Genomic DNA, 21,716 nt, shown 5'->3' with positions numbered 1-21,716 from the left:
GTTAAAATATATGTAATAAGGAGGAATTGACATGAACACAGCTAAATCCGGTAATATTCCGGAAACCTACGAATTTCCATTATATCTGTTCTACCAGGGGAAAAACAGCGAAGCTTACAAATTTTTCGGCGTACATTCGGCAGAAAATAATAACAGCAAATGTCATTGCTTTCGTGTCTGGGCTCCGAATGCAAAAAATGTGTCAGTAGTCGGTGATTTTAATAAATGGGACCGGAATGCAAATTATATGGAAAAGATTGCCGACGGAGTATGGGAAACGTTTATATCCGGTCTTTCTCAGTTTGACTCATACAAATACTGCATTGAAACTCCTAAAGGAAAATTCCTTTTGAAATCTGATCCCTATGCGCATCATTTTGAAACAAGACCTGGAACGGCTTCAAAAATTTATGAATGCTCATACAAATGGACTGATGAGAAATGGATTTCTGAAAAATCAAAAAGAATAATATATAAGAGTCCCGTTAATATATACGAGGTTCATCTCGGTTCGTGGATGCACGACGACAACGATAATCCGTTAAGCTACGTCAGCTTTGCTGAGAAAATTATACCATATATGAAGAAAATGTCATATACGCATATAGAGCTTATGCCGCTGACAGAATTTCCTTTTGACGGATCATGGGGATATCAGGTAACCGGTTATTTTGCGCCGACTTCAAGATTCGGTACTCCTGACGATTTCAAACTCATGGTAGATATGTTCCATAACGCCGGATTAGGTATTATTATAGATTGGGTTCCGGCTCATTTTCCTAAGGACGCGTGTGGGTTATACGAATTTGACGGCACTTGCTGCTATGAATATACAGACGAAAGAAAAAGCGAGCATAAATCCTGGGGTACCAGAGTGTTTGATTATGGAAAAGGCGAGGTTTGTTCTTTTCTGATATCGAGCGCTAATTACTGGATTTCCGAGTTCCATATAGACGGGATTCGCGTAGACGCGGTAGCTTCCATGCTTTATCTTGATTATGATAGGCGTGATGGGGAATGGTGTCCGAATATTTACGGAGGAAAGGAAAATCTTGAGGCTATTGAATTTCTAAAGCGCCTGAATGAAGCGGTTTTCCTTAAAAATCCGGACGTGTTAATGATTGCGGAAGAATCGACTGCTTGGCCGATGGTTACGAAACCGACGGATATAGGCGGTCTCGGATTTAACTTCAAATGGAATATGGGCTGGATGAACGATATGCTGCAATATATGTCCCTTGATCCTATTTACAGAGCATTCAATCATGATAAGCTTACTTTTTCATTTTTTTACTGCTTTTCTGAAAATTATGTTCTTCCTATTTCACATGACGAAGTGGTTCACGGAAAATGCTCTATGCTTGAAAAAATGCCAGGGAGCTATGAGCAGAAATGCAGCTCATACCGTGCTTTTCTGGCTTATATGATGGCACATCCGGGTAAAAAGCTTCTTTTTATGGGTCAGGAGTTTGCTCAGACTGCCGAATGGAATTATCAGTCTCAGTTGGATTGGAACGCCCTTAAAGAGGATAAGCATAAAAAAATACATTTTTATTCGGAAAAGCTGAATAAGTTTTATTATGAAAACGCGCCTTTATGGCAAAATGATGATTCCTGGCAGGGCTTTAGCTGGATATCTAACGATGATTACCGTCAGAGCGTTATTGCATTCAGAAGATTTGACGATAACGGCGGAGAGCTTATTGTCGTATGCAACTTTGTACCGGTTGAGAGAAATGACTATAAAATCGGCGTGCCTTTTGAAGGAGAGTATAAGCTTGTTTTTAATTCGGACGCAGTTGAATTCGGGGGAGAGGGCATTACGTCAGAATTAATGAAATCAAAATCCTATCCTATGCATGGTTTTGACGACAGTATTTCTCTTGATTTGGCTCCGCTTTCGGTTATTTATCTGAAGCCTTATCCTTATCAGAAGCCGAAGAGTATGCTTATTCCTGATAAAGAAGATAAAAAGCGCAAGAAGACTACAGGAAAAAAGAAAAAGATCACTGATAAGATTATTAACGATAATACGATGCTTTAACATTTTTTTAATAAATATTATAAATTTTGCCGTTTCAAGGGTGCGGCAAAGTCAGGAGGAAAAATTATGTATATAAAAAAGGAATGCGTCGCCATGCTTCTTGCCGGCGGTCAGGGAAGCAGGCTTTATGCTCTCACACAGGATATGGCAAAGCCGGCTGTTCCATACGGCGGAAAATACAGGATTATAGATTTTCCGCTTTCTAACTGCACAAATTCCGGAATTGATACGGTAGGAGTATTAACGCAGTATCAGCCGCTGGTGCTGAACGATTATATAGGAAACGGGCAGCCGTGGGATCTCGATAGGCTTCATGGGGGAGTTCATGTTCTTCCTCCGTATCAGACCTCGTTGGGAGCTTCGTGGTACGAGGGTACGGCGAACGCTATTTACCAGAATATGAGCTTTATTGAAAGATACGATCCCGAGTATGTAATTGTTCTCGGAGGCGACCATATATATAAAATGGATTATTCTAAGATGGTGGATTTTCACAAAAAGAATAACGCCGATCTGACGATCGCCGTTCAGGAAGTATCCTTAGAGGAAGCGACCAGGCTTGGAATTATGACATGTGACAGCGATATGAGAGTTGTTGATTTTACCGAAAAACCAAAGGAGCCGAAATCGACTCTTGCTTCAATGGGTATTTATGTGTTTACATGGAAAAAGCTGAAGGAATATCTTATAGAAAATGAGAATGCCAATAACGGTTCAAAGGATTTCGGCAAGGATATAATTCCTTCAATGCTTGATAAAAAGGAAAATCTTTTTGCCTATACTTTTGACGGCTATTGGAAGGACGTTGGCACTCTTGATAGTCTGTGGGAAGCAAATATGGATCTTCTCAGTCCAAGCGTTCCTCTGGATCTTTATGATAACGAATGGAAGATATATACAAGAAACAATAATATGCCTCCACAGTATATAGGAAGTACGGCCGAGGTGGAAAATTCAATGATCGCAGAGGGCAGCACTATTAACGGAAAGGTGGATTTTTCAATTATATTTGCAGGCGCTAAGATTGAAGAGGGGGCAACTGTGAATTACAGTATAGTTATGCCGGGAACGGTTATCAAGTCGGGAGCTGTTGTTGAATATTCTATCGTCGGAGAAGACTGTGTTGTTCATGAAAACGCAAAAATCGGTTTAAGTCCTGAAACCGTTGAGAACAGAGACGAATGGGGCATAGCTGTAATCGGACATAATGTAGATATTTCTGAGGGAGCAGAGGTTCTTCCTAAGGATATTATATCCAAGAACGTCTAAGGAGGAAAAGAATAGAAATGGGTGCTAAGAAAAATGTTTTAGGTTTGATTTTTGCAAGTATGCATGATTCTGACGTTATAGATCTTACAAAAAAAAGAACTATGGGTTCAATTCCTTTTGGCGGACGTTACAGGCTTATTGATTTTCCGCTTTCCAATATGGTTAATTCGGGAATCAAGGAAGTCGGGGTTATTACAAAATCAAATTACGGTTCGCTTCTTGATCATCTGGGTTCCGGAAGAGAATGGGATTTGTCAAGTAAAAACGGCGGTCTACATCTGCTTCCGCCGTTCAGTCATGTTGACAGCGGTATGTATCGAGGCCGCCTTGAGGCTCTCAACGGTGTATGGGAATTTGTAGAGCATTCAAATGCGGAATATGTAATTATGTCTGACTGTGACGTTGTTACTACTATAGACTATAAAGCGGCGGTGGCGTTTCATGAGCTCAACGGTGCGGACATAACTGTTATTTACGGCAAATATCCCTATGACAGCAGCAATGAGCAGACGGCAACTATACTCGGTTTTGATGAAACAGGAAGAATTAACGATGTTATGATAAATCCTCAGATTGCAGGAGAATGTTCAATATCTCTTAATATGTTCGTTATAGCTAAGGAGGTTTTAAGAAATATTGTAGTTAATTCAGCAAGCAGAAGCGAATATAACTTTACAAAGGATGTCCTTCAGGCCAAAAAGAACGAATATAAAATAATGGGATATGAGCATAAGGAATATTTTTCTAAAATTGATTCTGTAAGAGCTTATTATGACGCAAATATGGCGCTTCTTGATACTAAAAACAGAGATAATCTGTTTATAAAATCTTCGCCTATTTATACGAAAATACGTGATAACGGTCCGGTAAAGTTCGGACTTGAATCGGATATTAAAAATTCGCTTATAGCTGATGGATGCGTTATCGACGGAACTGTTGAAAACTGTGTTCTATGCAGGGGGGCTAAAATAGGCAAGGGCGCTATTGTTAAGAACTGCGTTATAATGCAGGATACTGTAATTGGCAAAAAATGCAGTATAAGCTCTGTTATTACTGATAAAAACGTGGAAATAGGAGATGAAAAGATAATGACGGGTTCGGCGTCTTATCCTCTTTACATAGGTAAAAATGCGGTAATATGACGTTTTGAAAGGATGAAAAATATTGAATATTTTATTTGCGGCAAGCGAAGCTAATCCGTTCATTGCTTCCGGCGGTCTTGCGGACGTTGCAGGTTCTCTTCCGGCGGCTATAAATAAAAAAGGGCATGACTGCCGTGTAGTTATTCCTTTATATAAATGCGTTAAGCCTCAATTTCGGGTTAATATGACTTTTTTAACTCATATTACGGTTGATATTTCTTGGCGTAAGCAGTATTGCGGAATTTTTACTTCCATTTGCAACGGCGTTACGTATTATTTTATCGACAATGAATATTATTTCGGACGCGACGGCATATACGGATTTTTTGACGATTGCGAACGTTTTGTATTCTATTCAAGAGCCGTGCTTGAAATGCTTCGCTGTATTGATTTTAAGCCTGATATTATTCATACTAATGACTGGCAGGCAGCAATGATACCGGTGTTTTATGAAATATTTTATAAATATCAGCAGGGCTATGAAAATATAAAAACTATATTTACTATTCATAATATTCAATACCAAGGAAATTACGGCAAGGAAGTTTTAAATGAAGTAATGGGCATTCCTATGTACCATACCAGTCTGCTGGAATATGACGGAAATATAAATATGATGAAGGGCGCGATAGAAACCTCGGATAAGGTGACTACGGTAAGTCCAAGCTATGCGTGGGAGATTCTTGATCCGTGGTATTCTCACGGAATGGACAGAGCCCTTGTTCCTAAGCGATATAAGCTTTGCGGTATCTTAAACGGAATTGATATAGACGGATACGATCCTGAAACTGATCCGGTTATAGCAAAAAATTATTCTTCAAAAAGTATCACAGGTAAAAAAATATGCAAGGCGGCTCTACTGGAGGAGCTGGGGCTTCAGGAGGGAACGGAGCCTGTTATCGGCATTGTAACGCGGTTTGTTTCACATAAGGGTATCGATCTTATTCGCTATGTATTTGAGGATATGATAAAAGCAGGCTTTAAATTTGCAATATTGGGAAGCGGTGAAAAAGTTTACGAGGATTTCTTTAAGGAAATGGAATGGCGTTACAGGGATAAGGTAAGCGTTTCACTTGGATTTATTCCGGAGCTTTCACGTAAGATTTATGCAGGCGCCGATATGTTTCTTATGCCTTCTCAGAGTGAACCCTGCGGTCTGGCGCAGATGATTGCCATGAGATACGGAACAGTTCCGATTGTTCGTGAAACCGGCGGTCTGAGAGATACTGTTAGAGATTGCGGCGGTGAAAAGGGCAACGGTTTTTCATTCAAAACCTATAATGCCCATGATATGCTTAATGCTTGTCTCAGAGCAAAGGAGCTTTACGAAGATAAAAGAAGCTGGAATGCCGTTATAAAACGCGATATGAATGAGGATTTCAGTTGGAATAATTCGGCCGATTTATATATTAATATGTATTGGGAAATGCTTAAGGGTAATTAAAAAAATACCGCTTATTTAAAATAAGCGGTATTTTTCATTAATTTACAGGAACAACAGGAAGCTCTATTTCATTTTTATTAGTTTTTTCAGATGTTAAAAGGGAACTTTCATCTGTTTGATTTTCTTTAGTTTTAATATTCTGACTAAATTTTTCCGGTAAGGTAATTTTACCTTCCGGAATTTTTATATCGTATTTTTCATATTCTTTACTCTCGGATGTAGTTATTTCGACATTTTCATAATAATCTGAAGGGGAGCTTTCAGGTGCTTGTATTTCTGAAGCGTCTGATTCAACGATGTTTTTATCAGTTAATATTATTTCCGGTTCTGTATTAATTATAATATCCTGACTGTTATCAATAACTTCATTTTTATTTATATATTGCTTTTCATTCTTGTTTTTACCGATTATTGCGCAAATAAGTATTACAATACTTACCGTTAAAATGAATAATGCGGTTATTGTTTTTCTTTTCATGTTAATCTCCAATAATTTTAAATTATAAACATATTTATTTCCATGAAAAATTTCAGCATATTATATTGTTAAACAGCATACCGGAAAGCGGTTCAATTTTCAGCGTTATGGTGTTCTTTTTATTTTTAATTTCCGTATTAATAGTTATATTGCTTTTTGAAACATCGCCGCCGTATTCATCCCACCGACTGTGTATAAATAGTTCGAGTGAGGATTTCTCAGGTAATTCAAAGCTGATTTCCTGTTCAATTCCGGAAAAATTAAATGCGCAGATAATTTTATCGTTTTCAAAAGCTCTTTCATAGATATAAACACATTTTTCAGCAGCGTCAGCCACAAGCCAATTAAATGTTTTCATATTATATTCGCCGCAATGCAGGGCTTTTCTGGAGCAATATATGCCGCTGATTTGCTTAATGTATTTATGAAAAGCGTCATGAATAGGATAATGAAGGATTTCCCAATCCTGTTCTCGGTTTTCGTCCCATTCTCTGAACTGACCGAATTCATTTCCCATAAAATTAAGCTTTTTTCCGGGATGAGTATACATATACATATAAAGCGCTCTGCACTGCATGAATTTTTCCTCATAATCTCCGTACATTTTCTGTATTATAGTAGCTTTTCCATGAACGTTTTCATCGTGAGAAAAAGGCAGAAGAAACAGCTCGTTATAAAAATATGCCATAGAAAACGTTAGCTTATGATAATGATTGCATCTTTCCCATGGGGGAGTACGGAAATAATCAAGAGTATCGTTCATCCAGCCAAGATCCCACTTGTAATCAAAGCCGAGTCCGTCATATTCAACGGGAGCAGTGATCTTAGGATACGAGGTCGAATCCTCTGCAATAAGCATAGCGGTAGGGTGGCGTTCCTGCAATCCTTTGTTCATATTTTTAATAAATTCCACCGTATATCCGTTTACACCTCTGGCCGGATCTCCGCCCCAGTAGATGGCTCTGCTTATAGCGTCCATTCTAAGCCCGTCAAAATGAAATTTATCAAGCCAGAAGTTTGCGGAGGACTGTATAAAGCTGCGAGTTTCTCCTTTTGCATGGTTAAAATTACAAGTGCCCCATTCGCTGATACCTACATCAGACGGAGGGTATTCATACAAGTATGTTCCGTCATAACGTGCAAGAGCGTATCCGTCCACAGCGAAATGAACCGGAACGAAATCAAGGATAACTCCTATATCGGCGTTATGGCATTTATCTATTAATTCCATAAGCTGCGACGCCTTGCCGTATCTGGACGTAGGACTGAAAAAACCTGTATTTTGATAGCCCCAAGAGCAGTCGGCGGGGTGTTCGGATATTGGCATGAATTCAATATGTGTATAATGATTTTCCTTTACATAGGGGATAAGAATATCTGCAAGCTCGCTGTAGTTATACCATTGGTTATTATGAGTTTTCCATGAACCAAGATGCAACTCGTATATGTTCATTGGGCTGTTGAAATTCTTTGTTCTATTCTTTAGCCACCGTTCGTCAGTAAATCTATATTCGTCAGAATCCGTTATATATGAGGCAAACGCGGGACGAAGCTCCATTCCGAAGCCGTAAGGATCGCAGTGTTCGTATCTATGACCGTCTTTAGTATAGATAACGTATTTATACATATCACCGAAGGAGGCCTTATTTGTTTTAAATAAAAATATACCTCCCTCGTCTTTTTTCATTTCTTCTTCCTTCCAGTCGTTGAAGCTCCCGAATATCATTACTTCTTTGGCGGCCGGGGCATATGTTCTGAAAATAAATTCATCGTTTTCTTTATGTGCCCCAAAGAAATTATAGCAATCAAAGAGGTTTCCTTTATAAAAATCCTTCAGATTCAAGCTTATTCATCTCCTAAAATGACTTTTATTCATTTTACTATATTTTATTCCTTTTGTCAAATAAAAATGAGGGCTGTCGCCCTCATTGAATTAATTTTAAGCCAGATATATTTCTGAAGAATCTGCGCTTCTTAAAGCTATTACCGCGCCTCTTATAAGGTAAGCGACAGGATCTCCTGACGGACTTTTTCTAAGGCATTTAACCATTGTTCCTTCAACAAGTCCGATATCCTGAAGTCTGCGGCGCATATCTCCCTTGGTATCTAACCGTATAACACGGCCCCAGCGCCCCTCTTCAAGACTATTCATAGTGTAATTTATATTTTCCATAAAAATAATCTCCGATAAATAAGTATAATGAGCTTTAAGCCCCATTATTATTTTATGCGGAATATTTATTATGGTTACAAATACGGACCGTCCTAAGACAGTCCGCCGATAATTATTTTCTTCGTGATCCGTTTTTCCGTTCTGTATTTCGCTTCAGCGCACAAATCTTTTCCTCGCTGTTTTGCTTAAAACGAGTCAGCATTTCTTCAAATCCCAGTTCGGTAACAGGAGGCTTTTTCTTAGGCTCCCAAACGTTTGGCTTTCTTTCCGGCCGTTTAGTCGGTTTAAGCTGTTCTTCGTCGTTTTCATTGGCCTTTTTTATAGAAAGACCGATTTTACCATCGTCGCTTATTGAAAGCACCTTTACTTTAACTATCTGGTTTTCTGACAGATAGTCCTTAACGTCCTTTACAAACGAATTGGCAATTTCAGAAATATGAACCATTCCTGTACCGGCGCCCTCAATTTCTACAAAAGCTCCGTATTGAGCAATTCCCTTAACTTTACCATCGTATATCTTTCCGATTTCAAGCTGCATAGTATACAAGATCCCCCTATAATGATTAAATATTTAAGCTTTTCAAGCTGTTTTAGTTCCTTGACGTATCATAATATCTGCGTTCATCAGGATATGCATAATTCATTTTTTCGATAGCCAGCTTTTCCATATAAGCGTCCATATCATCATCTTCAAGGATTCTTTGCAGTTCAACGTTTTCGGCTTCAATTTCTTCAGCTTTCTTGTTGATTGAATTAAGCTCCTTCTGCATTTCCGCGCGGTTTGACTGTGTTATAATAATTGACGCAAAGCAACCAATTACTGCGGCAATAGTTATAAACTTTGATATAAAGCTGAATAAGCTTTTGCGTTTACCCGGTTTTCTTTTCAACTTTTTTCACGTTCTTTCTTTTGCTCTTTTTATGTACTTTATTATTATACACTAAATCATGCCTTACTTTCAAGGGGGTTTCGGTATTTTTTTTCTTCAATTTGATATTTTTGAAACTTCCCACAAAAAAAGCCGTATATTTTTCACATAAAAGTACAATCTTTCTGCTTACAGGACGTAAAATAATATATAATCCCTTTTTAATAACCATTACTGTCTTTTTTATAGCTGATGAAACCGCGTTTCCTAAGGTAAAATGATAAAGAATAAATCCTAAGAAATTTCCGGCGCAGAAATAAAATCTGAATTCGCTTCTTGCCGCGGTAATTGTAAAGCACATAAGAAAAATACCGTAAAATATAAAGAACAGTATATCCTCTGCCGCCACTAATATTTTTCCATGAGAAAAAAACATTCTTATAACCCGGAAAATATCGAATAATATACCGATAGGTATGCCGAAGGCGCAGGAAAGAACAAAAAGCCTTAGCTGCTGCGAAGCGGTAAAAAAGCTTTCAAGTCCATCCATTATAATCCTCCTACGATTGTTTTATCTGAAAAGCTTGCCTAAAAACGTCGCGGAGCTTTTCTTATCTTTATCGCCGTAATTTAACGCCCATATATCTCCTTCTATGGTCATATCTCCAGTTTCAACGCTCATTGAATTGATATGAAGCTCGCGGCCTTTTATTACTAATTCGCCAAGCTGCGTGTAAAGAGATATACAGCGTTCGTCGAAGCTGTCTACGTCGGTAACTCCGGATATAGTCAGATTTTTTCTTCCCTCCAGAATCACATTGTGGACGTTGTTTTTTTCATCATTGATCATTTTTACAATCTCCTTTGTTTTTGATTACAATTATTTATATGCCTGATAATCCGGCGTTATTACTTTAAAAATTATAAAGACGAATTGTGTCATTGACAAAATATCCCATATGGGTTATAATTAAACTATGAGTAAGTTGAAGGATGTGTAAGAATGGATAAGTCCATAATTCAGTTCGGTTATTGCCCTGTTCAGGATACTACGTATTTTGTTAATATAGGATATAAGTTAAAGGAAATCAATTATTATGTAAAGGTAAAAAGCGAGTGCAGTTATGTCAGCTATTATCATAATGCATGTCCGTATAAAAATGATTGTCCCATAGAAAAGTCGGCGCCGATGTACATAAAATATTAATTATAAAAATAGCAGCGGTTGAACAGAAGTTCAGCCGCTGCTTTGAGCTTTGAATTTAAATAATTATCAGAAATCAATATCAAGGTCATAATAACATGCCTTAAGAAGCTTTTCCATTTCTTCCTGACTTGGCTGACGCGGATTAGATCCTGTGCATGCGTCGCCAATAGCATTTTTTGCTGTTTCAGGTAATTTTTCTATAAATTCATTTTCGTCTATTACGCTTGTTTCTGATTTTACGCCGCCCGCGCCATAATATTTAATTGCCTGCGGAATTTCTAATTGATCGTTCATTGACCGCAGTTCTGAAATCAGAGCGTTAACCAATTCTTCGTTTGTATTTCCGGTTAATCCAATAAATTTAGCTATTTCAGCATAACGCTCCGCTGCTTCCGCATTTTTAGAATTATATTTGATTACCTTCGGAAGATACATTGCGTTTGCACAGCCGTGAATTATATGGTCTCCGGAAAATGCGGCTCCGGTTTTATGCGCCATGGAATGAACGATACCTAAAAGCGCGTTTGAAAATGCCATTCCGGCAAGACATTGAGCGTCATGCATATTATCCCGGGCCGTCATGTCGCCGTCAAAGGATTTTTTCAGATCGCTGTGGATCATCTTTATAGCATGCAGCGCAAGCGGATCGGTATAATTACAGTGAAGCGTAGAAACATATGCTTCGATAGCATGAGTCATAGCGTCCATACCTGTATGAGCCGTCAGTTTTTTCGGCATAGTCTCGGCAAGAACAGGATCAACGATAGCTACGTCAGGGGTAATATTAAAATCTGCAAGGGGGTATTTTATACCCTTTGAATAGTCTGTTATTACGGAAAATGCCGTAACTTCAGTTGCGGTGCCGGATGTTGACGGAATAGCGCAGAATTTTGCCTTTGTGCGAAGAGTAGGAAAGTTAAATGGAGTGATAAGATCTTCAAAGGTGGTTTCCGGATATTCATAGAACGCCCACATTGCCTTTGCGGCGTCTATGGGAGAACCGCCGCCCATTGCTACGATCCAGTCCGGCTGGAATTCTGTCATCGCAGCCGCGCCCTTCATAACAGTTTCAACTGAAGGATCCGGTTCAACGTTTTCAAATAATCTGACTTCCATTCCGGCTTCTTTAAGGTAATCTACTGCCTTATCAAGAAAGCCGTTTCTTTTCATTGAACCGCCGCCGACCACTACGATAGCTTTTTTACCAGTTAAGGTTTTGAGATTTTCAAGAGAACCTTTGCCGTGGTAGAGGTCACGGGGTAAAGTAAATCTTGCCATTGTATTAATCCTCCGTAAATATAAATTTTTTGTTCATAGGGAGCTTATACTCCTTTACACTTGTAATTATATAACAATTTGCGAACTTTGTAAAGTGAAAATTTAGTGAAAATACAAAAATATTTATTTTAATTTATTGTGTTTATGATTAAAATTTTTTTATACATATAATTTTTGAGGATTTAATATCTTTTAATCGAATACTTCCTGAAATATTTTTGCTTTATTTGAATAAAAATTAATAGATTGACTTTGATTATTGCGAATGGTATAATAAAAGTAAATATAGGCTAACCAATCGGAGGATAAAATGGAAGAAATCACTCTTGATAATATAAAAATCGGACACAGCGGGCAGGTTACAAGGATTGGAATACAGGGGCCTCTTAAGCGCAGGCTTATTGATATGGGGATAACTCCCGGCGTTATAATAAAGGTCAAAAAGACGGCTCCTATGGGAGATCCTATTGAAATCAGACTGCGCGGATACGAGCTTTCGATAAGGCGTTCAGAGGCTAAGAATATAAATGTCAGACCTCTGAATAAGGAGGAGCTATAAATGTCCCGGAAATTAGCGCTTATAGGAAATCCTAACTGCGGTAAAACCACGCTTTTTAATCTCTTGACCGGAAGTAATCAATATGTTGGCAACTGGGCGGGCGTTACCGTTGAAAAAAAGACGGGAATGATGAAGGACTCGGATTACGAGATAGTTGATCTTCCCGGTATTTATGCTCTTTCGCCTTATTCTATTGAGGAAAGGGTTACGCAGGAATTTCTTCTTGAAGAAAATCCGGACGCTATAATAAATATTATAGACGGAACAAATTTTGAAAGAAACATGTATCTTACAGTTCAGCTAATAGAGCTGAACAAGCCGATGGTTATAGCCGTTAATATGATGGATGATGTAAGAGCCGGCGGGGGAGATATAGACTGTGAATACCTTTCAGAGCTTATCGGCATACCTTTTATACCGATTTCTGCCAGAAAAGCTGAAAACACCGATAAGATAGCAGAGGAAATACGTCATGTTATTAATCATCAGCATAAGCCCTGTGAAATAGATTATAATCTTACAACCAGAAACGCGCTCAACAGCATTTTCGCAGTTATCGTAAGCAGAAGCAAGGCGGCAGACGAGCCGTATCCGTATTATGCGTCAAAGCTGCTTGAGGGAGACTCCTTTGTAAACCGTTATATAAGGCTTGACGATAAACAGAAGTATGAAATTGATAAAATAGCAAAGGAATACGAGGAACGTTCGCCATATAACGACAGGGAGGCGCTGGTAGCAGACGCAAGGTATCGTTACATAGAAGAGCTTGTAAGAAAGACTGTTATCAAGCCTAAATCGTCGGATAAGCCTACGGTTTCAGACAGAATAGACGCAGTTGTTACTAACAGGTTTCTTGCGTTTCCGGTATTTGCTCTTATAATGCTTGTAATGTTTATGCTTACCTTCGGATCCGTTGGAACATTTTTAAGCGACCTGATTGAAAATTTTTTCAATAATATTATTTCGCCGGGCATTTCCAGATTACTTGAATCGGTTTCAGCTCCGGAATGGACGTCAAGGCTTATTGCCGACGGTATAATAGGAGGAGTCGGCGGAGTGCTTGTATTTCTCCCGCAGATCGCTATACTTTTTTTATGCTTGTCTGTTTTGGAGGACAGCGGCTACATGGCGAGGGCTGCGTTTTTAACCGACAGGTTTCTCCGTAAGCTGGGTTTGTCAGGCAAGTCGTTTATACCGATGCTTATGGGCTTCGGCTGTACTACTCCGGCTGTCATGGCGGCAAGGACCCAGGAAAATGTTAACGAGCGCCGTATGACGATTATGCTTACGCCTTTTATGTCGTGCGGAGCAAAGCTTCCTATTTACGCCTTGTTTGCAGGAGCGTTTTTCGGCGCTTATAAAGGGTTTGTGGTATTCAGTATGTATATTATAGGAATGCTGACAGCCGTTGTTATGGGGGCGCTGTTTAAGAAAACTTTATTTAAACAAAATAAAGCGCCGTTTATAATGGAGCTTCCGCCGTATAGGCGTCCTCTTGTGAAATCAGTTATTAAAAATACATGGGAAAAGACGAAAGGATTTATTATTAAGGCCGGTACTGTAATATTTGCTATGAGTATAGTTATATGGCTTCTGCAAAATTTTTCTCCGACACTAAAAATGGTTGATAACAGCTCAGACAGTATATTCGCCGCAATAGGGGGCGCGATAGCTCCAATTTTTTCACCGCTGGGGTTTGGAACATGGCAGGCCGCCGTGTCGCTTTTATCCGGTCTTGTCGCCAAGGAGGCGGTTGTTTCGACGTTAAGCGTGCTTTATTCGGCTGAAAGTACCGCGGCTCTTACAAACATTATATCAGGAATATTTACTCCTCTTTCGGCATATTCATTTATGGTATTCTGTTTGCTGTACGTACCGTGTATTTCAGCGTTCGCTACTATAAAACGTGAAATGAACAGTTGGAAATGGGCGTTAGGAATAGCGGCTATACAGATAAGCGTTGCTTATATAGCGTCTTTGCTTATTTTTCAAATAGGCAGTTTAATAATGTGAGGCGGGGCGGTTATGAATGTGATAAGTGTTTTGGTTATAATTTTATGTATTGGTCTTATTATACTTGGCGTTGCTATGCTTATCAAAAATATTTACAATCAGGTAAAGGGCAGAGGCTGCGGATGCTGTAAAAATTGCAGCGGATGTTCAAATGCTTTATGCGAGGATAAAAAAAAGAATAAATAAAGTTTTCAGGCTTGATTTTGAACAGAGGTTATTTTCATATGAAAATAACCTCTGTTTTTATTTATTATGGAGCGATTGCCGATTTGTGCAATCTTACAAAAATAATGCGTTCTCACTAATCGACATAAATTTTGGGAATAGAGTATTATAATAAATAAAAAAGCAAGGGGCATAATATGAAATGCATTTATGTTGATGTACTCATTGTGCTGAACATCTACGTTAATTTCTTTCTGTTAAGAGCGACGTCGAAACTGACGCACACTCCTCTGAAAACCTCAAGATGCCTTATTTCCGCAACGGTAGGCAGCTTGTTTTCACTTACCATATTTCTTCCGGATATATATTTTATTATCCCGCTTCTTATCAAGGCGATTGCAGCGGTAATAATAACGGCGCTGGCCTTTGGAATCAAGGATAAACGGCATACGCTGAAGCTTGTGGCTTATTTTTACATAGTGAATTTTATATTCGGCGGAGTTATTATGCTTTTGTATAATATTTTTGAGCCGAAATTTATGGCAATGGGGAATTCATATTTTTATATTGATTTTTCGTTACTTAGTTTGGTTGTATTTACAGCGGCAGCGTATTTCGCAGTAACTGCCCTTAGATTTTTTATGGATAAGGGCTGTGATATGAAGCATCGTTATAAGGTTGTAATCAGAAAAGGGGATAATGTATCGTTGATTGACGCAATAGCTGATTCCGGCAATTCCCTTGTGGATTCCTTCAGCGGAAAGCCTGTAATTATATGCAGAAGAAGCGATCTTAATAAAATTATAGATTTTTCATATGATATTAGCTTTGAAAATGCAAAAGAAGCCTATGAAAAAAATTCGGTTAGATTTATACCGTATTCTACGATAGGTAATTTTGGAATGATTCCTGTATTTACTCCTGATGAGATACTAATTTGCGACGAAGAAACAGGAAGAAAAAGAAGCGTGGACGCTATGGTGGGGATTAATGAAAAAGACGTTCCCGCTATATTTAATCCCAAATTATTATGCTGAAATGAAAGGAACTGTTATGATATGAATTGGTGCAGAAGATTTTTATACAGGATTTACAGACTTATTTTCAAAAAGAGAAAATCAATTCGGGATGAAGTTTTTTATATTAACGGTTCCGATACTCTTCCTCCTCCGCTTACCAAGGAAGAGGAAGCGGAGGCCTTCAGTTTGCTTGAAAAAAAAAGTCCTAAAGCCAGAGAAACGTTGATTGTACATAATCTAAGGCTTGTCGTTTATATAGCAAAGAAATTCGAATCCTCAGGAGTAGGCGTAGAGGATCTTATCTCGATAGGAACAATAGGTCTTATAAAGGCTGTCAATACGTTCCGACCGGATAAAAATATAAAGCTTGCCACATATGCTTCAAGATGTATTGAAAACGAAATATTAATGTTTCTGAGGAAGTCGTCACAGCACAGAAATGAGATTTCTATCGACGAACCGCTTAATATCGACTGGGACGGCAATGAACTGCTGCTGTCCGATATTCTCGGCACCGACGAGGATATAGTGAACAAGGGTATTGAAACGGAGGCTGAAAGAGACATGCTCAGAGACGCAGTTGAAACCCTCGGCGGCCGTGAAAAGCAGATAATGCAAATGAGATTCGGTCTGATTGACGGGAAAGAAAAAACGCAGAAGGAAGTTGCAGACCTTATAGGAATTTCCCAGTCCTATATATCCAGACTGGAGAAAAAAATAATCAAAAGACTTAAGCTTGAATTGGAAAAGCTTTAATAAATGCCAAAAATTTATATTCTAAAAATTAATGGCGGCCTTTTTAGCATGAATGTATAAATCGCGGGTATTCGGCGTATACATTTTTCAATTCGTCGGTTTCTCAGTTAAAAAATAAGTCGAAAAGTAAAAATAAACTTTATTTTAGCAGAAAAAGAAGCTATAAAAAATATTTAGGCAAATTTTCCTTTACATGTATTATAATGGCGGAGATGTCAATAATTACAATAGAAAAATATTGTGAGGTATTGACTATGGCTTATAATAAAGTTGTAATATCAGGTATCAATACATCTAAGCTGACAGTATTAAAAGAAAGCGAAAAAATCGCGCTTTTAAAGGAAATACAGAGGACAGGAAGCAAGGAAGCCAGAGATAAGCTTATAAACGGTAATCTAAGACTTGTTTTGAGCGTTATTCAGAAGTTTACCAACAGAGGCGAGGACGTCGACGATCTTTTTCAAATAGGGGTTGTCGGGTTAATCAAGGCAATTAATAATTTTGATTTGACAAAGGAAGTAAGATTTTCAACCTATTGCGTGCCAATGATTGCCGGAGAGCTACGCAGATTTCTGCGGGATTTCAACCATATCAAGGTAAGCCGTTCTATGCGGGATCTGGCTTATAAGGCGATGCAGGCAAAGGAAAGACTTACAGCGGAAAATCAGAAGGAACCGACTATTGAAGAAGTAGCGAAAGCTGTAGGCGCGGAAAAATGCGACGTAGTAATGGCGCTGGAGAGTATAAGCGATCCTATATCGCTTTACGAGCCTGTTTATTCGGATTCGGGAGATACGTTATACGTTCTGGATCAGATAGGCGATAAAAACGATGTTGACAGCTGGCTGGACGAGCTTTCGCTTCGTGAAGCTATCAAGGCTCTTCAGCCAAGAGAAAAAAATATTCTTTACCTTCGTTTTTTTCAGGGAAAAACCCAGGTAGAGGTGGCCGACGAAATAGGCATTTCTCAGGCTCAGGTTTCAAGACTTGAAAAAGGCGCCCTTGCAAAAGTGAAGGGGCAGATCTGAATTTTTAATTGATTATATTACAAAAAGAGCGTTTCTAAAGAAACGCTCTTTTTAAGTCATATTCGGTTCCACAACGGCATATAATCAATCAGTAACATAAAGAGGTGTTTATATGGAAGAGCTTGAAGCAGAGGAAAAAACGCAGGCAGAAAGCGGAGGAGACGAGCCGGTCGATCTGATTGAACTTGTAAGATCCAAGCATGATAACGTAAGCATAAAAACGGAACGCATAGGAGACGTATTGGTAATGCAGTTAACGTTATGCGTTATCCTGCTGCTTGTTTTTGCAGTTATAAATATTTTGGAATCGGATATTACTCGATGGTACGCTGAAAAGCTCAGAGAAATGTCGGGCGGTGAAACTGAAAAGATATTTGAAAGAGCGGTATTTACAGTTTTAAAATATTTTAATGATTAAATTTAGCGTTTTCGGATTTGAAATAGCCGTAACATTCGGATTTTTGTTTATAATAAGTCTTACGGCGCTTTTGAATTCTCCGGCCCTTGCATTTCTGGCGCTTGCTTCATGCGTTATACATGAGCTTGGACATTGCCTTGCAGCCGTTATTCTTAACGTTAAGATGAGCCGGATAACATTCTGGTCCGGCGGTATACAGATGCGGAGAGAATGCAGGCTTATTTCCGCAGGTGATGAAGCCGTTATACTGCTCTGCGGTCCTTTATTCAATTTTATATTTGCCGCGGGTTATGCCGTATGCGGCATGAACTCCGCCTTCGGAATAAATCTGATACTCGGATTATTTAATCTTTTGCCCTTCGGCAGTCTTGATGGAGGAAGTATAATCAGAGTCGTATTAGGCGGATATGGGAAATTGTGTGGAATTGTACTCAAGCTTGCCGCAGTTTTGACGGGAGTGTTACTTATAATCTATTTTTACAGCGCCGGCACATATAATATTACCGCTTATGTAACAGTTTTACTGCTTGTGACCAACGAAATATTCAGCAGTGATTTAATTAAGACCTGACGCTGTTTTGCGGCGACAGGTAGTTTTTTTATAAGGCTGAAAGCAATATTTGACAATTGAATTTAAATGTTATAAAATTAAATACGGTATTACGAAACGGAAAGGAAAATATAGGCATATGTCTGGTGACGGAAGAAAAAAGGAAATAAGCGGTATAAGAGTATTATGTATTTTTCTTGCTTTTCTGATTATAGCGCTGTTGCTGGCCGGCGTAAAAATGATATTCAGGACTGAAAAATCAGAGCAGCGAATTGCCGGAGAAAACGGTTCATGGGCAGAGGAATCAATTATTATAGAAAATTCGACTGAAAAACCTGTTATAAAAATTAAATATCCGGAAAATCCGGGGAATGTAACATTATTCGGAGGAGATATAGTAAGCAAGGCCGGCGTTTTAATAAACGTCAGCGACAACACTATTGTTGCCGGACGGGACGAGAATAAAATTATTTATCCGGCGTCCATGACTAAAATAATGACGCTTATCGTCGCAGCCGAAAATATAAACTCTCTTGACGATACGTTTACTATGACGCATGAAATACTTGAACCGCTCGTTGACGCGGACGCTTCACGGGCCGGCTTTGAGGAAAATGAAACGGTGACTATGGAGGATATGCTTTACGGGGCGGTTCTGCCGTCCGGCGCCGACGCAACGGTCGGTCTAGCGACGGCAATCAGCGGCTCGGAGGAAGGCTTTGTAGATCTTATGAACGATAAGGTGAATGAAATGGGCCTTGAAAATACGCATTTTATTAATACAAGCGGGCTTCATGATAAAAATCATTACAGTACGCCTGTTGAAATGGCAATGATTATGGAATACGCTATGAAGGACGAGTTATGCAGAAAAATTCTCTCCACTTATCAGTATACAACTTCGAAAACCAAAGAGCATCCCGACGGAATTCTTCTTGAAAGCACCATGTTCGGCCGAATGTACGGCGACGAGGTTACCGGAGCGTTGATAGAAGGAGGAAAAACCGGGTATACGGACGAAGCGGAAAACTGTCTGGCTACATTTGGTACAAAAGGGGGGAAGGAATATGTTTCAGTAACAGTTCTGTCCTATGATTACTGGCTTACCATTCACGACGCATTTAATATCTATGCAAATTATATCGAGCCAAAAAGTGAAATAACTATAAAAGCAGAATAAAATATAATTTTGAGTTTCTTTTTTGCAAAAATATGAAATTATACTTTACAGATTTATGATTTTAGTGTAAAATAATATAAAGAATAATTTGAGAGGTGTAAAAATGGAACCCAAATACAGGAGAATATTATTAAAGCTGAGCGGCGAGGCGCTTGCAGGAGAAAATAAATTCGGGCTCGATTACGGCGTTATTACAAATATATGCGAAAGCGTTAAGAAATGTTTGGACGCAGGTGTTGAAATCGGTATTGTTGTAGGAGGAGGAAATTTCTGGAGAGGCCGTTCAAGCGGGGGAATGGACAGAACCAGAGCCGATCATATGGGAATGCTGGCAACGACTATAAATGCTCTGGCAATAGCGGACGTGCTTGAATCTCTGGATATAGACGTCAGGGTTCAGACAGCTATAACTATGCAGCAGGTTGCAGAGCCTTATATAAGGCTTAAGGCTATGAGTCATCTGAAGAAGGGCAGAGTCGTTATATTTGGCTGCGGCACAGGTAATCCATTTTTTTCAACTGATACTGCCGCCGCTCTTAGAGCTGTGGAAATTGAGGCGGATATATTCTTTAAGGCTACGATGGTTGACGGAGTTTATGACAAGGATCCGAACAAATACGGCGACGCGGTCAAATACGATACGCTTAATTTCAGCGATGTGCTGAATCAGGGACTTGGCGTAATTGACAGTACCGCGGCTACAATGTGTCGGGACAATAATATGAGTCTGCTGGTTTTCGACCTGAGCAGACCGGATAATATTTACGACGCTGTTATGGGCAAAAATATAGGAACGATTATTAAGGAGAACTGAAATTATGAAGGATACACTTAAAAAAGCTGAACAAAAAATGACTAAATCAACAGAAAGACTTAAAGGCGAATTTTCATCTATCAGAGCCGGCAGAGCGAATCCTGCGGTTCTTGATAAGGTTATGGTTGATTATTACGGAACTCCCACTCCGGTTAATCAGATGGCTGCGGTTTCGGTGTCCGAATCCAGAATATTGGTTATACAGCCTTGGGACGCTTCTTCAATAAAGGCTATTGAAAAGGCTATATTAACATCTGACGTAGGCATTACTCCGACAAACGACGGTAAGGCGCTTCGTCTTGTTTTCCCGCAGCCGACAGAGGACAGACGTAAGGAATTATGCAAGGAAATAAAAAAGTACGGCGAAGAGACAAAGGTTGCCGTTCGTTCCATACGCCGTGATACTATGGAGGCATTTAAAACTATGAAGAAAAATTCTGAAATAACTGAGGACGATCTCAAGGACTGTGAAAAAGAGATACAGAACCTGACTGATAAATTCTGTAAGAACATTGACTCTCTTGTTTCTGAAAAGGAACATGAAATCATGAGTCTTTAAGGTCTGAATAATGGCATTTTTCAAAAAAAATAAAAATGAAACGGGCGGTCTCCCCGATAACCTGCCCGGACATATAGCTTTCATCATGGACGGCAACGGAAGATGGGCTAAAAAAAGAGCTATGCCCAGAAGATTCGGCCATAGGGAGGGCGCTAAAAATTTCAGGAGAATAGCTCGATATTGCAAGGATATAGGCATAAAAAATATTTCCTTTTACGCTTTTTCCACTGAAAACTGGAAAAGGCCTAAGGACGAGGTTGAAGCTATTATAGAGCTGTTCAGGGAATATATTGTAGACGTAAGAAACTACATCGGAGAAGAAGTTAGGGTATTGTTTCTTGGAGATAAATCCATATTTGACGAAGATCTTCAAAAGAAAATGAACGATCTCGAAGAGGATACGAAGGATAATCGGGAAATGACTATGCTTCTGGCGATAAATTACGGCGGTAGAGACGAGATTGTTCATGCTGCAAAAATACTTGCCGATAAAGCGGCGGACGGTGAAATCAGTCCTGAGGATATAACAGAGGAAACGTTTGGAGCAAATTTATATACAAGGGACGTGCCGGACGTGGATCTGCTGATACGGCCAAGCGGAGAGCTGAGAATTTCAAACTTTTTGATATGGCAGTCCGCATATGCCGAATTTTATTTTACAGACGTTTTATGGCCTGATTTTTCGGAAAAGGAACTGGAAGCGGCTCTGATCGATTATGCCGGCCGTTCAAGACGATTCGGAGGAGTATGA

The 21,716-nt window shown here is 39.1% G+C and carries 25 protein-coding genes; 17 read left to right on the top strand and 8 right to left on the bottom strand.

Annotated features, from left to right (window positions below; genetic code table 11):
• Positions 1–31: 31 nt before the first annotated feature.
• From glgB (ACYQ0N_RS10590) to glgA, 4 genes are all read left to right on the top strand, one after another.
• A complete protein-coding gene (glgB, locus tag ACYQ0N_RS10590; RefSeq protein WP_177532841.1) occupies positions 32–2,044 on the top strand; it encodes a 1,4-alpha-glucan branching protein GlgB in 2,013 nt (670 codons plus the stop codon).
• Positions 2,045–2,110: 66 nt separating this feature from the next.
• Complete coding sequence (locus ACYQ0N_RS10585; RefSeq protein WP_177532840.1) at positions 2,111–3,313, top strand: glucose-1-phosphate adenylyltransferase; 1,203 nt, start codon at positions 2,111–2,113, stop codon at positions 3,311–3,313.
• Positions 3,314–3,330: 17 nt separating this feature from the next.
• Positions 3,331–4,455: a glucose-1-phosphate adenylyltransferase subunit GlgD gene (glgD, locus tag ACYQ0N_RS10580; protein WP_177532839.1), complete on the top strand. Its 1,125-nt coding sequence runs from the start codon at positions 3,331–3,333 to the stop codon at positions 4,453–4,455.
• 22 nt (positions 4,456–4,477) lie between these two features.
• The gene (gene glgA, locus ACYQ0N_RS10575; RefSeq protein WP_460162658.1) at positions 4,478–5,899 is read left to right on the top strand and encodes a glycogen synthase GlgA; all 1,422 of its coding nucleotides are present in this window, start codon (positions 4,478–4,480) and stop codon (positions 5,897–5,899) included.
• 37 nt (positions 5,900–5,936) lie between these two features.
• Here glgA and ACYQ0N_RS10570 read toward each other — a convergent pair whose 3' ends face one another.
• The 7 genes from ACYQ0N_RS10570 to yabP form a co-directional block, all read right to left on the bottom strand.
• On the bottom strand, positions 5,937–6,377 hold the full coding sequence (locus ACYQ0N_RS10570) for a hypothetical protein (protein WP_460162657.1): 441 nt from the start codon (positions 6,375–6,377) through the stop codon (positions 5,937–5,939).
• Between the two features lie 52 nt (positions 6,378–6,429).
• A complete protein-coding gene (glgB, locus tag ACYQ0N_RS10565; protein ID WP_460162656.1) occupies positions 6,430–8,220 on the bottom strand; it encodes a 1,4-alpha-glucan branching protein GlgB in 1,791 nt (596 codons plus the stop codon).
• Between the two features lie 96 nt (positions 8,221–8,316).
• Positions 8,317–8,550, bottom strand: a complete 234-nt coding sequence (locus tag ACYQ0N_RS10560) for a FeoA family protein (RefSeq protein WP_177532835.1) — start codon at positions 8,548–8,550, stop codon at positions 8,317–8,319.
• A 112-nt stretch (positions 8,551–8,662) separates the two neighbouring features.
• Complete coding sequence (locus ACYQ0N_RS10555; RefSeq protein WP_177532834.1) at positions 8,663–9,088, bottom strand: S1 RNA-binding domain-containing protein; 426 nt, start codon at positions 9,086–9,088, stop codon at positions 8,663–8,665.
• 52 nt (positions 9,089–9,140) lie between these two features.
• Entirely contained in the window at positions 9,141–9,440 is a 300-nt protein-coding gene (locus ACYQ0N_RS10550; RefSeq protein ID WP_177532833.1) for a hypothetical protein, read from the bottom strand.
• Positions 9,421–9,969 (bottom strand): spore cortex biosynthesis protein YabQ, encoded by a 549-nt coding sequence (yabQ, locus tag ACYQ0N_RS10545; RefSeq protein WP_460162655.1) that lies wholly within the window; start codon positions 9,967–9,969, stop codon positions 9,421–9,423. Before yabQ ends, ACYQ0N_RS10550 begins: the two co-directional genes overlap by 20 nt.
• 21 nt (positions 9,970–9,990) lie before the next feature.
• Positions 9,991–10,269 carry a sporulation protein YabP gene (gene yabP, locus ACYQ0N_RS10540; protein ID WP_177532831.1) on the bottom strand — a complete coding sequence of 93 codons (279 nt, stop codon included), beginning with the start codon at positions 10,267–10,269 and terminating at the stop codon, positions 9,991–9,993.
• A gap of 153 nt (positions 10,270–10,422) precedes the next feature.
• Here yabP and ACYQ0N_RS10535 point away from each other — a divergent pair, with 153 nt between their 5' ends.
• Positions 10,423–10,626 (top strand): hypothetical protein, encoded by a 204-nt coding sequence (locus ACYQ0N_RS10535; RefSeq protein ID WP_177532830.1) that lies wholly within the window; start codon positions 10,423–10,425, stop codon positions 10,624–10,626.
• Between the two features lie 66 nt (positions 10,627–10,692).
• On the opposite strand, the gene ACYQ0N_RS10530 is transcribed toward ACYQ0N_RS10535, so the two are convergent.
• On the bottom strand, positions 10,693–11,904 hold the full coding sequence (locus tag ACYQ0N_RS10530; RefSeq protein ID WP_177532829.1) for an iron-containing alcohol dehydrogenase: 1,212 nt from the start codon (positions 11,902–11,904) through the stop codon (positions 10,693–10,695).
• A gap of 310 nt (positions 11,905–12,214) precedes the next feature.
• On the opposite strand from ACYQ0N_RS10530, the gene ACYQ0N_RS10525 reads away from it, so the two are divergent.
• From ACYQ0N_RS10525 to ACYQ0N_RS10470, 12 genes are all read left to right on the top strand, one after another.
• Positions 12,215–12,463 carry a FeoA family protein gene (locus ACYQ0N_RS10525; RefSeq protein ID WP_460162654.1) on the top strand — a complete coding sequence of 83 codons (249 nt, stop codon included), beginning with the start codon at positions 12,215–12,217 and terminating at the stop codon, positions 12,461–12,463.
• A complete protein-coding gene (feoB, locus tag ACYQ0N_RS10520) occupies positions 12,464–14,476 on the top strand; it encodes a ferrous iron transport protein B (RefSeq protein WP_460162653.1) in 2,013 nt (670 codons plus the stop codon).
• Between the two features lie 12 nt (positions 14,477–14,488).
• Positions 14,489–14,662, top strand: a complete 174-nt coding sequence (locus ACYQ0N_RS10515; protein WP_177532826.1) for a FeoB-associated Cys-rich membrane protein — start codon at positions 14,489–14,491, stop codon at positions 14,660–14,662.
• A gap of 176 nt (positions 14,663–14,838) precedes the next feature.
• The gene (locus ACYQ0N_RS10510) at positions 14,839–15,678 is read left to right on the top strand and encodes a sigma-E processing peptidase SpoIIGA (RefSeq protein ID WP_460162652.1); all 840 of its coding nucleotides are present in this window, start codon (positions 14,839–14,841) and stop codon (positions 15,676–15,678) included.
• 21 nt (positions 15,679–15,699) lie between these two features.
• Entirely contained in the window at positions 15,700–16,416 is a 717-nt protein-coding gene (sigE, locus tag ACYQ0N_RS10505; protein ID WP_177532824.1) for an RNA polymerase sporulation sigma factor SigE, read from the top strand.
• A 254-nt stretch (positions 16,417–16,670) separates the two neighbouring features.
• Positions 16,671–17,444, top strand: a complete 774-nt coding sequence (gene sigG, locus ACYQ0N_RS10500) for an RNA polymerase sporulation sigma factor SigG (protein ID WP_460162651.1) — start codon at positions 16,671–16,673, stop codon at positions 17,442–17,444.
• A 112-nt stretch (positions 17,445–17,556) separates the two neighbouring features.
• Positions 17,557–17,862 carry a hypothetical protein gene (locus ACYQ0N_RS10495; protein ID WP_460162650.1) on the top strand — a complete coding sequence of 102 codons (306 nt, stop codon included), beginning with the start codon at positions 17,557–17,559 and terminating at the stop codon, positions 17,860–17,862.
• Positions 17,855–18,433: a site-2 protease family protein gene (locus tag ACYQ0N_RS10490; RefSeq protein ID WP_460162649.1), complete on the top strand. Its 579-nt coding sequence runs from the start codon at positions 17,855–17,857 to the stop codon at positions 18,431–18,433. Before ACYQ0N_RS10495 ends, ACYQ0N_RS10490 begins: the two co-directional genes overlap by 8 nt.
• Before the next feature lie 118 nt (positions 18,434–18,551).
• The gene (locus tag ACYQ0N_RS10485) at positions 18,552–19,592 is read left to right on the top strand and encodes a D-alanyl-D-alanine carboxypeptidase family protein (protein WP_460162648.1); all 1,041 of its coding nucleotides are present in this window, start codon (positions 18,552–18,554) and stop codon (positions 19,590–19,592) included.
• A gap of 103 nt (positions 19,593–19,695) precedes the next feature.
• Complete coding sequence (gene pyrH / locus ACYQ0N_RS10480) at positions 19,696–20,406, top strand: UMP kinase (protein WP_177532819.1); 711 nt, start codon at positions 19,696–19,698, stop codon at positions 20,404–20,406.
• A 4-nt stretch (positions 20,407–20,410) separates the two neighbouring features.
• Positions 20,411–20,965 (top strand): ribosome recycling factor, encoded by a 555-nt coding sequence (gene frr, locus ACYQ0N_RS10475; RefSeq protein ID WP_460162647.1) that lies wholly within the window; start codon positions 20,411–20,413, stop codon positions 20,963–20,965.
• A 10-nt stretch (positions 20,966–20,975) separates the two neighbouring features.
• Positions 20,976–21,716, top strand: coding sequence for an isoprenyl transferase (locus ACYQ0N_RS10470; RefSeq protein WP_177532817.1), 741 nt, complete (start codon positions 20,976–20,978; stop codon positions 21,714–21,716).

Source organism: Ruminococcus sporogenes, from assembly GCF_054655175.1.
The sequence above is the reverse complement of the archived record's forward strand: the minus strand, read 5'-3'. Positions and strand labels throughout refer to the sequence as shown.